The organism is Miniphocaeibacter sp. (genome assembly GCF_049276255.1).
Classification (GTDB): Bacteria; Bacillota; Clostridia; order Tissierellales; family Peptoniphilaceae; genus Miniphocaeibacter.
Map to the genome: position 1 here is coordinate 64428 of NZ_JBASWB010000056.1, position 14206 is coordinate 78633.

17 protein-coding genes are annotated in these 14206 nt (G+C 28.1%); 13 read left to right on the plus strand and 4 right to left on the minus strand.

Annotated elements, in window-relative coordinates; genetic code table 11:
• The 3 genes from ispE to WAO56_RS07300 are packed head-to-tail and all read left to right on the plus strand — an operon-like array spanning nucleotide 1 to nucleotide 2491.
• On the plus strand, nucleotides 1–837 hold the full coding sequence (gene ispE / locus WAO56_RS07290) for a 4-(cytidine 5'-diphospho)-2-C-methyl-D-erythritol kinase (protein ID WP_422144079.1): 837 nt from the start codon (nucleotides 1–3) through the stop codon (nucleotides 835–837).
• 7 nt (nucleotides 838–844) lie between these two features.
• The gene (gene murI / locus WAO56_RS07295) at nucleotides 845–1642 is read left to right on the plus strand and encodes a glutamate racemase (protein ID WP_422144080.1); all 798 of its coding nucleotides are present in this window, start codon (nucleotides 845–847) and stop codon (nucleotides 1640–1642) included.
• Between the two features lie 9 nt (nucleotides 1643–1651).
• Nucleotides 1652–2491, plus strand: a complete 840-nt coding sequence (locus WAO56_RS07300; protein ID WP_422144081.1) for a fumarylacetoacetate hydrolase family protein — start codon at nucleotides 1652–1654, stop codon at nucleotides 2489–2491.
• Nucleotides 2492–2548: 57 nt separating this feature from the next.
• On the opposite strand, the gene WAO56_RS07305 is transcribed toward WAO56_RS07300, so the two are convergent.
• The gene (locus WAO56_RS07305) at nucleotides 2549–2971 is read right to left on the minus strand and encodes a Fur family transcriptional regulator (protein ID WP_422144082.1); all 423 of its coding nucleotides are present in this window, start codon (nucleotides 2969–2971) and stop codon (nucleotides 2549–2551) included.
• A gap of 82 nt (nucleotides 2972–3053) precedes the next feature.
• Between WAO56_RS07305 and WAO56_RS07310 the strand changes: the two genes are divergently transcribed.
• The 3 genes from WAO56_RS07310 to WAO56_RS07320 are packed head-to-tail and all read left to right on the plus strand — an operon-like array spanning nucleotide 3054 to nucleotide 5421.
• Nucleotides 3054–3950, plus strand: a complete 897-nt coding sequence (locus tag WAO56_RS07310) for a metal ABC transporter solute-binding protein, Zn/Mn family (RefSeq protein ID WP_422144083.1) — start codon at nucleotides 3054–3056, stop codon at nucleotides 3948–3950.
• Entirely contained in the window at nucleotides 3950–4621 is a 672-nt protein-coding gene (locus WAO56_RS07315) for a metal ABC transporter ATP-binding protein (RefSeq protein ID WP_422144084.1), read from the plus strand. Before WAO56_RS07310 ends, WAO56_RS07315 begins: the two co-directional genes overlap by 1 nt.
• Nucleotides 4615–5421, plus strand: a complete 807-nt coding sequence (locus WAO56_RS07320; protein WP_422144085.1) for a metal ABC transporter permease — start codon at nucleotides 4615–4617, stop codon at nucleotides 5419–5421. The genes WAO56_RS07315 and WAO56_RS07320 overlap by 7 nt, the downstream gene beginning before the upstream one ends.
• Before the next feature lie 39 nt (nucleotides 5422–5460).
• On the opposite strand, the gene WAO56_RS07325 is transcribed toward WAO56_RS07320, so the two are convergent.
• Together WAO56_RS07325 and WAO56_RS07330 are read right to left on the minus strand one after the other, a co-directional pair.
• Nucleotides 5461–6648: a coenzyme F420-0:L-glutamate ligase gene (locus WAO56_RS07325; RefSeq protein ID WP_422144086.1), complete on the minus strand. Its 1188-nt coding sequence runs from the start codon at nucleotides 6646–6648 to the stop codon at nucleotides 5461–5463.
• A gap of 13 nt (nucleotides 6649–6661) precedes the next feature.
• A complete protein-coding gene (locus WAO56_RS07330; RefSeq protein ID WP_422144087.1) occupies nucleotides 6662–7228 on the minus strand; it encodes a 5-formyltetrahydrofolate cyclo-ligase in 567 nt (188 codons plus the stop codon).
• A 168-nt stretch (nucleotides 7229–7396) separates the two neighbouring features.
• Here WAO56_RS07330 and ftsE point away from each other — a divergent pair, with 168 nt between their 5' ends.
• From ftsE to WAO56_RS07365, 7 genes are all read left to right on the plus strand, one after another.
• Nucleotides 7397–8080, plus strand: a complete 684-nt coding sequence (gene ftsE, locus WAO56_RS07335) for a cell division ATP-binding protein FtsE (protein WP_422144088.1) — start codon at nucleotides 7397–7399, stop codon at nucleotides 8078–8080.
• Nucleotides 8067–8966, plus strand: coding sequence for a permease-like cell division protein FtsX (gene ftsX, locus WAO56_RS07340; protein WP_422144089.1), 900 nt, complete (start codon nucleotides 8067–8069; stop codon nucleotides 8964–8966). Before ftsE ends, ftsX begins: the two co-directional genes overlap by 14 nt.
• 12 nt (nucleotides 8967–8978) lie before the next feature.
• The gene (locus WAO56_RS07345; RefSeq protein WP_422144090.1) at nucleotides 8979–10238 is read left to right on the plus strand and encodes a murein hydrolase activator EnvC family protein; all 1260 of its coding nucleotides are present in this window, start codon (nucleotides 8979–8981) and stop codon (nucleotides 10236–10238) included.
• An 83-nt stretch (nucleotides 10239–10321) separates the two neighbouring features.
• On the plus strand, nucleotides 10322–11032 hold the full coding sequence (gene yqeC / locus WAO56_RS07350; RefSeq protein WP_422144091.1) for a selenium cofactor biosynthesis protein YqeC: 711 nt from the start codon (nucleotides 10322–10324) through the stop codon (nucleotides 11030–11032).
• Nucleotides 11022–11612 carry an NTP transferase domain-containing protein gene (locus WAO56_RS07355; RefSeq protein ID WP_422144092.1) on the plus strand — a complete coding sequence of 197 codons (591 nt, stop codon included), beginning with the start codon at nucleotides 11022–11024 and terminating at the stop codon, nucleotides 11610–11612. The genes yqeC and WAO56_RS07355 overlap by 11 nt, the downstream gene beginning before the upstream one ends.
• Nucleotides 11602–12414: a selenium-dependent molybdenum cofactor biosynthesis protein YqeB gene (gene yqeB, locus WAO56_RS07360; RefSeq protein ID WP_422144093.1), complete on the plus strand. Its 813-nt coding sequence runs from the start codon at nucleotides 11602–11604 to the stop codon at nucleotides 12412–12414. The genes WAO56_RS07355 and yqeB overlap by 11 nt, the downstream gene beginning before the upstream one ends.
• Before the next feature lie 2 nt (nucleotides 12415–12416).
• Nucleotides 12417–13232: an XdhC family protein gene (locus WAO56_RS07365; RefSeq protein ID WP_422144094.1), complete on the plus strand. Its 816-nt coding sequence runs from the start codon at nucleotides 12417–12419 to the stop codon at nucleotides 13230–13232.
• A gap of 36 nt (nucleotides 13233–13268) precedes the next feature.
• Here the strand turns inward: WAO56_RS07365 and WAO56_RS07370 are convergent, their stop codons facing one another.
• On the minus strand, nucleotides 13269–13769 hold the full coding sequence (locus WAO56_RS07370) for an ECF transporter S component (protein ID WP_422144095.1): 501 nt from the start codon (nucleotides 13767–13769) through the stop codon (nucleotides 13269–13271).
• Between the last annotated feature and the right edge of the window lie 437 nt (nucleotides 13770–14206).

The window sequence follows — 14206 nt, forward strand, 5'->3', positions numbered from 1 at the left end:
ATGTATAAAATCAATTCATATGGAAAAATAAATCTGTCACTAGATGTTATTAGTAAAAGAGAAGATGGATACCATAATATAGATACAATAATGCAACTAATAGATTTAAAGGATACCTTATATATAGAAAAAAATAACTTTAATAGTATAAAAATAAGTTGCAATAATAAAGAAGTACCAATAGATGAAAATAATCTTGTATATAAGGCTTGGAATATTTTAAAAGAATATAGGAAAAATGATTATGGCTTAAATGTAAAAATAGATAAAAAAATCCCCATTGCAGCAGGTTTAGCTGGAGGTAGTTCTAATGCAGCTTATTTTATGAAGGCTGTAAATAAACTTTGGGAACTTAATTTAAGTAAAGAGGAGTTACAAGAACTAGGCAAGAAAATAGGGGCTGATTTACCGTTTTTCTTTGAAGGAGCTACAGCTAGGGCAGAAGGTATAGGGGATATATTTACGCCAATAAAAAACTTTCAAGGCATAAATGTTTTAATTGTAAATAATGGTTGTAAAATTAGTAGTGAGTACGTTTATAAGAAAATAAAATTATCAAATAAAAGTGAAATTGAAAAATGTATTAATATACTTGAATCAGAAAATCCCTTTAGAAAAGAATACTATTATAACACTATGACAGACATTAGTGGTGAACTATGTCCACAAATTTATGAAATAATAGATGACTTGTATAACTTAAATGCATCTGTAGCATTAATGTCAGGTTCTGGTTCAACAGTCTTTGCTTTATACGAAGAAGAAGACGTATTAAACAAGGCTTTTAATAATCTTAAAAATAAATATGAATTTGTATATAAAACTAAAACTTTGTAGGTGATATATGGATAATAGACCAATAGGTGTATATGACTCCGGCTTTGGAGGATTATCGGTATTAAAAGAATTAAGAAATAAACTACCTAATGAAGACTATGTTTATTTTGGTGATACAAAAAGAATTCCCTATGGCTCAAAAGATAAGGAAACAATTCAATTATTTTCAAAACAAATAACGAATTTTTTAATAGAAAAAAATGTAAAAATGATTATTTTAGCCTGTAATACAGTTACTGCAAATGCTATGGAATATTTACAGGCAAATTTTAATATTCCAATTATAGGAATTATTGAATCTGGAGTTAAGTCTGCTTTAAGTTCTACTAATAATAAAATTATTGCAGTTTTAGGAACGGAGGCTACTATTAATAGTGAGGTTTATACGAAGAACTTAAAAAAAGAAAATAATCAAATTGAAGTTTTACCAGTGGCTTGCCCTAAATTTGTTCCTTTAGTGGAAAAAGGGGAAAATAGCAAATTGGAAATAGAAGAAGCAGCAAGGGAATATTTTAAAGAAATTTCAAATAGGGATTTTGATACAGTAATACTAGCCTGTACTCACTATCCTCATATAGCTAATGAAATAAAAAAAGTGTTTGGAGAAAATAAGATATATATCAATCCTGCTATTAAATTAGTAGATAGTGTTAAAAAATATCTTAAAAATAATAAACTAGAAAATAATAATAAAAATTTAGGGAAAATAGATTTTTATACTAGTGGTGAAATAAATAGTTTTAAAGAAAATGGTTCAATATATTTTGGAGAAGAAATAAAGGACATAAAAAATAAAACTTTTTAGGAGGGAGAAATGAGAATATATAGATATCTATATAGAGGAAAAATTGAAGTTGGAATAGAAAAAGACAACTCAATTATAAAGTTAAACAATTATGACAATATAATTGAAATGATAAGTGATGGCTATAATAATTCAAAGAAAATTGAAGAATTAATATCTGAGGAAATTAGAGAATACGATTCTATAAATATTCTATCACCAATAGAAAGACCTATTCACGATATTATTTGTGTTGGAAAAAACTATGCAGATCATATATCGGAATTAGGTGGGGAAATAACAAGTGAGTTTATACCGAATTATTTTGGAAAAAGAGCCAATAAAATACTTGGACATAAGGATATTATAGAAGGTATATTTGATATTGATAGTGAAATGGATTATGAAGTAGAATTAGCTGTAATTATTTCTAAGGACTGTAAAAACATTAGAAAAGAAGACTATAGGGATTATATTTTCGGTTTTTCAATTTTTAATGACATTTCTTCTAGACATTTACAAAGTTATCATAAACAGTGGTATAGAGGTAAAGGTGTTGACAATTATTCTGTTCTAGGACCTTGTATAGTTACAGTTGATGAATTTGAATTTCCACTAAGTTTAAATTTAGAGACCTTTGTTAATGGGGAATTAAGGCAAAATTCCAATACGGAAAAAATGATTTTTAAAATAGAGGATATTATAGAAGATCTATCTAGAACAATGACTTTAGAACCGGGAGATATAATTGCCACAGGTACTCCTTCAGGAGTTGGTAAAGGTTTTAATCCTCCAAAATATTTAACCCCAAATGATATTGTTGAACTAAAAATTGAAAAAATAGGTATATTGAAAAACAAAATACAATAAGAGAAATTTTATATTAATAAAACCCTAAATCCGCATTTGGACTTAGGGTTTTAGATTCTAATCTTCTTTATTTATTTCTTCCTTACATTTTGGGCAGATTCCTCTAAACTCCAAAGAATGACTAACTATGTCATAACCGGTATTAGAGGAAAGTTCATTCTCTAACTTATGAAGAGGACAGTCCTTTAAGGGTATAACCTCCTTACATCTAATACATACTAAATGATGTATATGATTTTTACTATTGAACTGATAAAATACTTCTCCATCGATTTCAACAACTTTATTTATTATGTTCTTACTAGAAAGAGTATTTAAATTTCTATATATTGTTGATAGATTTATTTTTTTCTTTTTATTGACAATTATATATAAATTCTCAGCAGATATAGGATTTTTAATATTTATAATTTCATTTAGAATTATTTTTCTAGCTTCTGTAATTTTTAAATTATTTTCTTTTAAAATATTTTCTATCATATGTAACTCCTTGTATTGACATTAATTATAGTTTATTTTATAATTAAATGCAAATGCAAATCATATGCATTATGGAGGATTTATGAAAAGAAAAATTTTTTTAATTTTGTTATTGTCCTTAATTTTAGTTTCTTGTACAAATAAAAATAATGATAATAACAAGAATATATACACAAGTATTTATCCAATAGAGTATCTTACTAAGGAAATAGTTGGTGATAAATATAAGGTTATTAATATTATTCCAACAGGTGTAGAAATTCATGGTTGGGAACCATCAATGAAAACCGTTGCGTCTATGTCTGATTCACAACTAATATTAGTTAATGGCTTAGGCTTAGAATCTTGGGCGGATTCCGTTTCAGAATCAGTAGGGGAAAGTAAAATAGTTGAGGTCAATAAGGGAATTGACTATATTAAATTAACAGAAACAGAAAAAGAAGAACACAGTCATGGTGATTATGATCCACATATTTGGCTAAGTATAAAGAATATGCTAGTTATGGCTAAAAACATAGAAGAAGAAGTTGTAAAACTAGACCCGGAAAATAAATCATATTATGAGAAAAATTTAGAAAGACTTGAGTCAAGTTTGAAGGAGTTAGACGGCAAATTTGAAACAGCCTTAGAAAATTATAGTGGAAAAGCTATTATTGTTCCCCATGATGCTTTTGGATATTTGGTTAGGGATTATAATTTAAAACAAATTCCCATTGAAGGAATTAACTCCAGCTCAGAACCGGATTTAGGTACCGTTGCAAAAATTGTAGATAAAGCTAAATCCGATAATGTTAATACTGTATTTTATGAATATGGTGGCAGCGATAAAATAGCCAAGACAATTGCGAAAGAAATAAGTGGGGAAACTAAAGAAATTTATTCTTTAGAAAATATTACAGATGAATTAATTAAAAACAATGAAGATTATTATACATTAATGGAAAAAAACTTAAATAATATTTTGGAGTCCTTTAAATAATGGAAAAATCAATAGTTTTAGAAAATGTCAATTTTGGATATGATAAAAAAATTTTAAATAATGTGAATTTAGAGATTAACAAAGGGGACTTTATTGGAATTATCGGTGCGAATGGTGCAGGAAAAAGCACCTTATTAAAAATAATAATTGGACAATTAAAAGCTAATAGTGGAAAGGTAAAAATTTTAGAAAATAATAGTAGGGATAAAAGTATAGGTTATTTAAAACAAATGAATATTGAGGTTGGAGTAAGTTTTCCCATTACTCCTTTGGAAATAGTAACATTAAACTTATACGGGCAAATGGGATTTATGAAAATATCCAATAAAAAAATAAGAAGTAGAGCTTTCAACGCTTTATCAATGGTGGATTTAAAGGATAAAGCCTATTACAACTACAATAATATGAGTGGTGGGGAACAGCAGAGGGTTTTAATTGCTAAAGAACTAGTGAAAAATTCAAAAATATTGATTTTTGATGAACCTACTGCTGGAATAGATAAAGATAGTAAGGAATTATTATTTAATATCTTAGAACATTTAAATAGGAAACATAATATTACAATAATAATTGTCACCCATGAATTAGAATTTTCAAAAAAATATTTTAATAGGATTTTAGAATTAAGAAATGGAGTCCTTAAGGATTATTCAGAGGTAAATACATGGTAATATTCAATTATGACTTTATGATAAAGTCCTTTATAGTAGGAGGGTTAATTTCTATTACAGTTCCCTTAATTGGTAGTATTGTTGTTAGTAAAAAAACATCTACTATTGGTGATGCTCTTTCCCATACTTCCTTAGCAGGAGTTGCAATAGGGCTTATAGTAGGGATTAATCCTATAATTGGTTCTATTTTAATTTGTCTTTTGGCTGCTTTTTCAATTGAGTTTTTAAGGAAGAAATTTCCTAAGAGTTCTGATATTGTAATTGCCATTGTAATGAGTTTTGGAATAGGTCTTGCAGCAATTTTATCTGATTTTATTCCCGGTGCAAATAATTTAGAGTCATTTTTATTTGGAAGTATTGCAGCAGTTAGTAACTTTGAAGTGATTTTAGTTTTAATAATTTCAATACTTGTAATATTAATTTATATTAAGATGTATTATGGATTATTATATATTGTTTTTGATGAAAAGGGAGCTGAATTAGCAGGAGTTCCAGTTAAAAGAATTAATTTTATATTTACTATTTTAACTGCATTAACAATAGCCATAGGCTCAAGGATAGTTGGAGTATTGATGATTTCCTCTTTAATGGTACTACCAGTTGCAACTGCTATTAGAGTGGCTAAATCCTTCTCCCAAAGTATTAAAATATCACTAGTATTGAGTTTTATTTATGTAATAGCAGGTATAATAATGTCCTTCTATTTTAAATTAAAGCCAGGTGGAACTATTGTTATAATTGGTGTAATAGTCCTGGTAATAGAATTGATTTATGAAAGTATAAGTAAAAAACAAGTATAGATAAACCCCTAAAATCAATATGATTTAGGGGTTTATATTTTAATTATCTGCAAAATTGTCAAAATAACCTTGAATTAGAACAAGTGGAGTGCCCTTATCTCCAGAGCCGCTTATTAAATCACTTAAGGAGCCTAATAAATCGGTTATCTGTCTTGGAGTTGTTCCAATAGAGGCATTTTGTCCAACTAGATCACTGTCTTTATGGCTAATTTTTTCCTTTATAGCTTCTGTTCTTTCATCATCAGAAAGATCTCTTAAATCCGTATCTGCAATATATTTGATTTTAATTTCGCTAGGTGTACCTACTAAACCAGAAGTATAACCTGGTGAAACTACTGGATCTGCTAATTCCCAAATTTTTCCTACAGGGTCTTTAAAGGCACCATCGCCGTAGATCATTACCTGTATATTTTTCTTATATTTTTCTTTTAAAATCTTTTGTAGATTTTCAACAAATTCTTGAGAATTTCTAGGGAATAATTTAATAGAATCCTCTGTTGCTAAATTTGAACCGTACAGTCCGTAAATTTCATTATAACCACTTCCATTAATTGGTTTAGATAAAATATCAGCTAAAGTATAGATGGTTTTAACACCAAGCTTTTTAAATAAATCCGATAAGTATTTTCTTTCGTGTATATCAGCAATAAGCAATTCATCACAAAGTTTAGCAATATCTTCAGGATTGTTAGTAAGGTAAATTTCAATATTATTATTTATAGCATAGCTTTTATATAATTCTACATAATTTACTCCAGTAAATTGATGTAGGGAATTTTCGCCAACTAAACTCCAATATTCTTCTTCTGTTAAAGTATCCTTATATATATTTATATCCTTACCTAATAGTAGTGATTTATCAAATAGAGCATTTCCAACTTCATCAGAAGGATAACTTAGAAATACCTTAATATTCTTCTTTGTATTTGCAATAGCTTTCATAATCATTGAAAATCTATTTCTACTTGTAATTGGAAAAACTACACCTATTGAGTCCTCGTATTTAGAATTTAAGTCCTCTGTAATACAATCGATATTCACATAATTACCTTGAGCTCTAGCTAGTAAGGACTCTGTTATAGCAAAAACATCCATATCATTTAAAACAATATTGTCTTCTTTAATGATTTTTTCAACAGTTTCTTCTATAATCTTTATTAAATCATCACCTTCTTTAATGATTGGTGTTCTAATACCCCTTGCAACGGTTCCTATATTTCTTGTCATAAGTCCTCCTAATTTATTTTATTATAATATCTTCAGTTATTATTATATCCACAGGAATATCGAATTTTTCAAGAGGAAGTTCATTAACTATTTGAAAATTATAGGCTAAAGCTATTTTTAGGGGAGATGAATTTAAACTAGCAAAAAATCTGTCGTAAAAACCTCCACCGTAGCCCATTCTATACTTTTCTCTTGTAAAAGCTACTCCAGGTGTAATAACCAAATCTATAATATCATTATTTACAAAATTTCTTAAGTCTTTTTTTGGTTCTAATATATTATAATATCCAGAAATTAAGTCATTATCTAAGTCCTTAATCAATGACAATTTCATAATATTTTCTTTTTTTTCTATATAAGGTATATATAAGTTCTTATTTTTCTTAATAATATATTCCATAATTGGCCTTGTATTAATTTCTGAACCAAAGTTAACATAGCAAAATATATTATTAAATTTATCTAAAATATCTGAATTAAGCAATTGTTGAAAAATATTTTCATCTAGAGTTTTTTTGTTTTCTAAAGACAAGGAATCTCTTTTGTTTATGATTTCCTTTCTTAATAACTTCTTATTCAAAGTTATCTCCTCCTATATAAATATTATACACCTAATAGTTACATTATTAGTATATCAAATATTAATTTTTCTTAATGTTTTGAAAAAACTTTGTAACCGTTTTGTAACTTTTGATTAAAATCATAAAAAATTATGGTATAATTGTTAATGATATGTTGAGGTGGTGTATTGGTAGAATTTAAAGAAGTTTCTAAAATATATAAAAACAATGTTTTAGCATTGGATAATATTAACTTAAAAATAGATGAAGGAGAATTTGTCTTTATAATAGGAGAAAGTGGAGCTGGAAAATCTACACTTTTAAAATTAATATTAAAGGAAGAAAATCCTACATCTGGAGAACTGTATTTTTTTAATGAAAATATTACTAAACTAAGAAATAGACGTATACCTATTCTAAGGAAACAAATAGGCGTTGTTTTTCAAGATTTTAGATTAATAGATAATAAAAATGTGTATGGAAATTTACAATATGTAATGGAAATTCTAGGTTATTCAAGAGGCTATATAAAACGTGAAATACCTAAATTACTAGAAAAAGTAAATTTACTAGGAAAAGAAAAATCCTATCCATATCAACTGTCCGGTGGTGAACAGCAAAGAGTTAGTATTGCAAGGGCGTTAATCGTAAAGCCTAAGGTTTTAATTGCAGATGAGCCTACAGGAAATTTAGATCCTAAAACAGCAGATGACATAGTAGATGCATTGGATCAGATAAATAAAGAAGGTACAACTGTAATTATGATAACTCACGAAAAATCAATTGTTGATTCAATGAAAAAAAGAGTTGTTCATTTGGAAAAGGGCAAGATAATTAGAGATGAAAAAGGTGGTAAATATGAGAAAGATTAGAGTATTTTTTGCCACTTTAAAAGAAGGAATTAAAAGCCTTTGGAAGCATAGAGGTATGGGATTTGCCTCTGTATTATCCATTATGTTAGCACTTATAATATTAGGTGTTATTCTTATTTCAGCCTTAACTTTAAATCAATATGTTTTAGATTTAGAAAAAAAGGTTGATGAAGTAGTAGTATATATGGATAAGGACAGTGAGCAGGCAGTTATTGACTCGCTAAAAACAGACTTGGAAAACGACAAATTTGTTAAGGATATACGATTTAAATCTAGTGAAGAGGCTTTAAAAGAATATACAAAAAGCATCGGTGAATCTCAAAGTTATTTATTAGAAGGAATGGAAGGAGCTTTACCACCATCTTATGTAGTAACTTTAAATGATGTTAGAGATGCAGAGGAGTTTAGCCATGAAGCTACGAATTACGAAGGTGTATCTGAAGTAATATTTTTCAAAGATACTATTGAAAAAGTGGTAAAAATTTCTCACTATGTTCAAATTGGTGGAGCTGTTGGAGTAGTGGCTTTAGTTATTATTTCAATATTTATAATATCTAACACTATAAAGCTTACTGTATTTGCAAGAAAGAGAGAAATTCAAATAAAAAAATATATTGGTGCAACTAATACTGTTATAACAGGACCTTTTATAGTTGAAGGAGCGGTATTTGGACTAATTGGTTCAGGGCTGGCATTTGCAGCTATATATTTTGGTTATGATTTATTGTTTAAAAGATTTGCAGAAAAATTTCAGCAAAACTTAGCAGGGTATCTTATACCAATAGAGCTAATTTACAAAGATATTTTAATAATATTTTTGACTTTGGGAATAGGCATTGGTATAATAGGTTCATTAATGTCAATTAGAAAATACTTGAAAGTATAGGGAGGACAAGAATTGGGTTATAGTAAGAAAAGATTTTTAGCTATGTTGTTACTATCTTCTATAAGTCTTTCTACAGTTTCTTTTGCTGATAGCATAAGCGAAATGGAAAATAAAAAACATTTAAATCAAAAATCAGCAGATGAATTAAAAAATTCAATTAATTCATTAGAGCAAGAAAAAAATTCTTTATCTGGAGATGTTGCAGTTATAGATGAAGAAATTAAAAAATTAGAAGCACAAATAAGTGAGTTAATGAAACAAATTTCTGCTTTAGAAATTGCTATAAAAGAAACAGAAGAAGAAATTAAAAAATTAGAAGATAATATAGATAAAAATCAAAAAGAGTTTGAAGAAAGACTTGGTGCAATGTATAAAAACAGTCAAGTTGGTTACTTGGACATAGTTTTTTCATCATCAGGTATAGATGATTTATTATCAAAAGCTTCAACAATGAAATTTATTACTGAATATGATAAAGAAATAATAAATAATCTTAAAAATGATAAACTTGTAATAGATGCAAAAAAATCAGAATTAGATGGACAAAAACTATCTTTAGAAATATCTAAACAAACTTTAGATAATAAAAATGCTGAATTATATGCATCAAAAGCAAGCAAACTAGTGTTAATTGAAGAGGCTGCCAATAAGCAATCAATATCTCAAGCTGAATTGGAAAAATTAGAATCAGAGATTTCAACATTAGAAAAAAGCATTAGTGCAGAAAAGGCTGCACAGGCAGAAGATGCAAGAAAAGCAAGAGAACAAGCAGCTCAAGCAAAGGCACAAGCTCAGGCAAAAGCAAACACTAGCAATAGACAAGTTGCTTCTGCTGTAAGTACAAAAAGTAGTGTAGGAGCTGGAGAAATCTCTACTAATGTAGGTAATGGAACTTTAGGATGGCCAGTACCATCTTCAAGAAACATTACAAGTAATTACGGTTATAGAACCTTGTTTGGTGTTCCAGAATTTCATATGGGAGTTGATATAGCAGCACCTCTTGGAACTGCAATAGCTTCAGCAGACAGCGGAACTGTTATATATTCAGCTTACACAGGAAGTTATGGAAACCTAATGAAAGTTCAACATGATAGTGGAATAGTTACATACTATGCACATTTATCTTCATATGTAGCTTCTGTAGGAGAGAGAGTTTCTAAAGGACAAACTATCGCAAGAATGGGTTCCACAGGTAATTCAACAGGATCTCATTTACATTTTGAAGTAAGAGTAAATGGAGCTCATACTAATCCATTAAATTATATTCAATAATTATTAAAACAGACTTTTTTGAAAGTCTGTTTTTTTGTGTTAAAATAAAAGTATTATACTATAATTAAAATAACGAGGAAGCAATGCTTAAGGATTTATTGGATTTACACAAGGGAGATATTCTGTCAATAGTTGGAAGTGGTGGTAAGACTACGACAATGTTTAGATTAGCAGAGGAACTTAAAGGCAATAGGGTTTTATTAACTACTAGTACTAAAATATTAAAGGAATATGGCGATAGTTTTATAACAATTGATGATATTGCAGATATTAAAGAAGAATTAGGAAAAAACATATATTTAACAGGAAAAGATTTTACCGAACACAAGTTTTCGGGAATAAGTAATAGTGATTTAAATAGGGTAAAAAATTATTTTGATTATATTATTATAGAAGCTGACGGATCAAAGAATTTACCCCTAAAAGGATGGAGAGATTTTGAACCGGTAATACTAGACTCTTCTAATAAAACTCTAGGGATTATTCCCATAGACATTTATGGAGAGGAATTGGAGAAAATAGAAATATTCCAAAAAGATTTATTTTTTAATATTGTAGGTAAGAATAAGAAAATATTTGATATTGAATGTATCTATAAGATAATTAGCTCTCCCGTAGGATTGTTTAAAAATTCCTCCAAGGAGAAATTTGTACTTTTTAATAAATGTGATAGTAGAAAACAAGTAAATATTTTTAATAAAATAGTTGAAGATTTAAAAAATGTATATACTATAGATAGTAGTATTAAATTTATTTGTGGCTCCTCTTTAAAGGGTAGGTATTATGTCTATTAGTTGTATTGTTATGGCATCGGGTATGTCTAAAAGAATGAATGGAAACAAGTTGTTATTAAAAATTAATAAAAAAATGATTTTTGAATATATTTTAGATACTATTTATAAAATAGATTTTGATGAAGTAATAGTTGTAACTAGATTTAAGGAAATAATAGATTATTGCGAAAAATATAATTATAAAGTTGTTATTAATAATAACTATGAAGAAGGACAGTCAAGTTCAATTAGACTAGGGATTAAAAGTGCAAAGGAAAATAATGATTATATGTTTTTTGTAGCAGACCAACCTTTTATTAAAGAAGAAACCATAAATTATATATTAAACGAATATAAGGGAGACAGTGAGGAGATTATTATTCCATATTATAATGGTATTAAGGGAAATCCTGTTTTATTTGGAAATAAATTTAGGCAAGCTTTGTTAAATTTATCGGGAGATAAGGGCGGCTCAGTTGTAATTAAAGAGAATACAGATAAAGTAAAGCAGGTTTTTATAAATATAGAAAACGATTTTGAAAATTTCGACATAGACAATAAAAATGATTACGAGGTATTAAAAAAAGAATATGAAAAATGATATTATTGTAGTTAGAGGTGGTGGAGATGTAGCCACTGGAGTAATTCAAAAACTTCACAGAACAGGATTTAGGGTTTTGGTACTGGAAATAGAAAAACCTACGGCAATTAGAAGAACTGTAGCAGTATCTAGTTGTATATACACAAATGAATATAAGGTAGAGGATATTATAGCAGTAAAATGTGACACAGAATTAGATATTTATTTAGCTTGGGAAAATAATAAGGTTCCAGTAGTTGTAGATCCAGAAGGGGAATTTGTAAATATTTTCAAACCTAAATATATAATAGATGCAATTATAGCAAAGAAAAATATTGACTTTGATAAATTTAATGCTTTTGGTAAAATAGCCTTAGGACCAGGCTTTGAAGCAGGAAAAGATGCAGATATAGTTATAGAAACTAATAGAGGACATAATTTAGGTAGACTAATATTTAAAGGTTTCGCTGCAGAAAACACTGGAAGTCCAGGGAATATTAGTGGGAGAACCTTAGAAAGAGTAATATATTCTGAATTTGAAGGTAAAATCAAACATATAAAAAAAATTGGTGATATTGTTACAGAAAATGAAACTATTGCAACAATAAATGGAAAAGAAGTAAAAAGTAAACTGTCCGGAGTATTGAGAGGATTAATCTACGATGGATTTGTAGTTACAAAAGGACTAAAAATTGCAGATGTAGATCCACGTAAAGAGGAAATAGATAATTGTTTTACAATTTCAGATAAAGCAAGGGCTGTGGGAGGTAACACCTTAGAAGCAGTATTAATTCTTGAAAATAGAAAGAAAGATAGGGGGTAAGGATGGAAACCCAAGTTTTAACCAAAATAGCAAATAGAGTAGAAAAGGGAGAAAAAGCAGCTTTAGTAATACTGGAAAACAACTGTGGCTCAGTACCGGGAAGAGAAGGCTCGCTAATGGGGGTTTTTGAAGATGGCTCAATAGTTGGTACCGTTGGAGGAGGAGCTATTGAATACGACATTATTCAAAGAACTTTGAAAGCGATGGAAAGAAATAGAAACTTTAAATTCGATTATTCATTAACAGAGGATGGCGAACTAGAAATGTCTTGTGGTGGACAAACATCAGGCTTTGTTAAAATCTTAGTTCCGAAAAATAATTTAATAATTTTTGGAGCTGGTCATTGTGCACAAAAACTAGCTAAATTTGCAATAGGCTGTAATTTTAGTGTAACAGTTATAGATGATAGGGAAGAATTTAAAAATCACCCAGACTTTGAAGGTATTGAAGAATATATTGTTGGTACACCAGAAAAAGTAATAGATAAGCTTAAATTTGATAAAAATTCAACCTTTATCGTAATTGCCACTAGAGGTCATATGCATGATTTTGAAGCAGCAAAAGCAGTAGTAGAAAAAGATTATAAATATATAGGTATGTTAGGTAGCAGAAAAAAAGCCCTAGAATTAAAAGAAAAATTAGTAAATGATGGAATAGACAAGGATTTAATCAATAGGATGTACCTACCTATAGGCTTGGATATTTCAAATGGAACAGTAGAAGAAATTGGAATATCTATTTTGGGAGAAATATTAAAAGTAAAAAATGAATTAGATGGAAAATCAAGAAGAATAGAAATTGACAAGAATGACCAATAATATGAAAAAGGGCTATAGTTTACAAATAGCCCTTTTTTACTTGAGTTTTTTCATTAAAGCTTTTGCTATAATTGGTATTAAAATTAACTGAATAATAATTCCTGGCAACCCTGTAACTACAGAACCAGATAACCATATGTAAGGTGGAATTTTTGACATACCTAACATAGTAAAGAGAAGGTAGGATACAATACCACCAAAAACTCTTCCAACAACCATAGCTATTATTAAAGATAAAATAATGTTATTTGTTTTCTTATTAATAATTCCAGCAAACAAACCATACCCTAATAGTTCAAAGGTCATTATATAAAGAGTAGGTATTGGTGGCATATTAGTCAGTAAAAAATTAATTAATGGTAAAATAATTCCGATAATAGCACCATATGCTGGTCCTAAAACAAGTCCTGCAATTAATACAGGAAGATGCATAGGCAATAATATATTACCAGGAATACCTGTAAGATGAACTAAAGTAGGTAAAATTATACCTATTGCTAGTAGTAAAGAAGAATAAACTAGTTTTTTTGTTTTCATAAACACCTCCATATAATATATTATACGCCTATTAATTCTTTTGAGAATATCTTTATATATTAATTTAGATTTTTTAAAGACAATAAGAAGAAAATATTATAAAATATAAAATAATTATAATTTATTTAAATAAAATAGACAATTTTATAAAGTAATATATATTTCTATTAAGAAATAGTGTATTTCATGAGCTTTGAGCGAAATATAAAAAGTTAAAAATAAGTAAAAAAAGATTTGACAATATTAAAAATACTTGATAATATAAATAGGCACTCAAATGAAGTGCCTTTTTAATTGAAAATAAAAAATAAAAAAAGGTGTTGACAAAAAGAAATACCCTATGGTATACTTAAAAAGTTGTCACAAGAGTGCAACAAGAACCTAGACAAAAGAAAAGTGTAAAAAACTTTGAGAAAAAGTACAACCAAAACAATAAT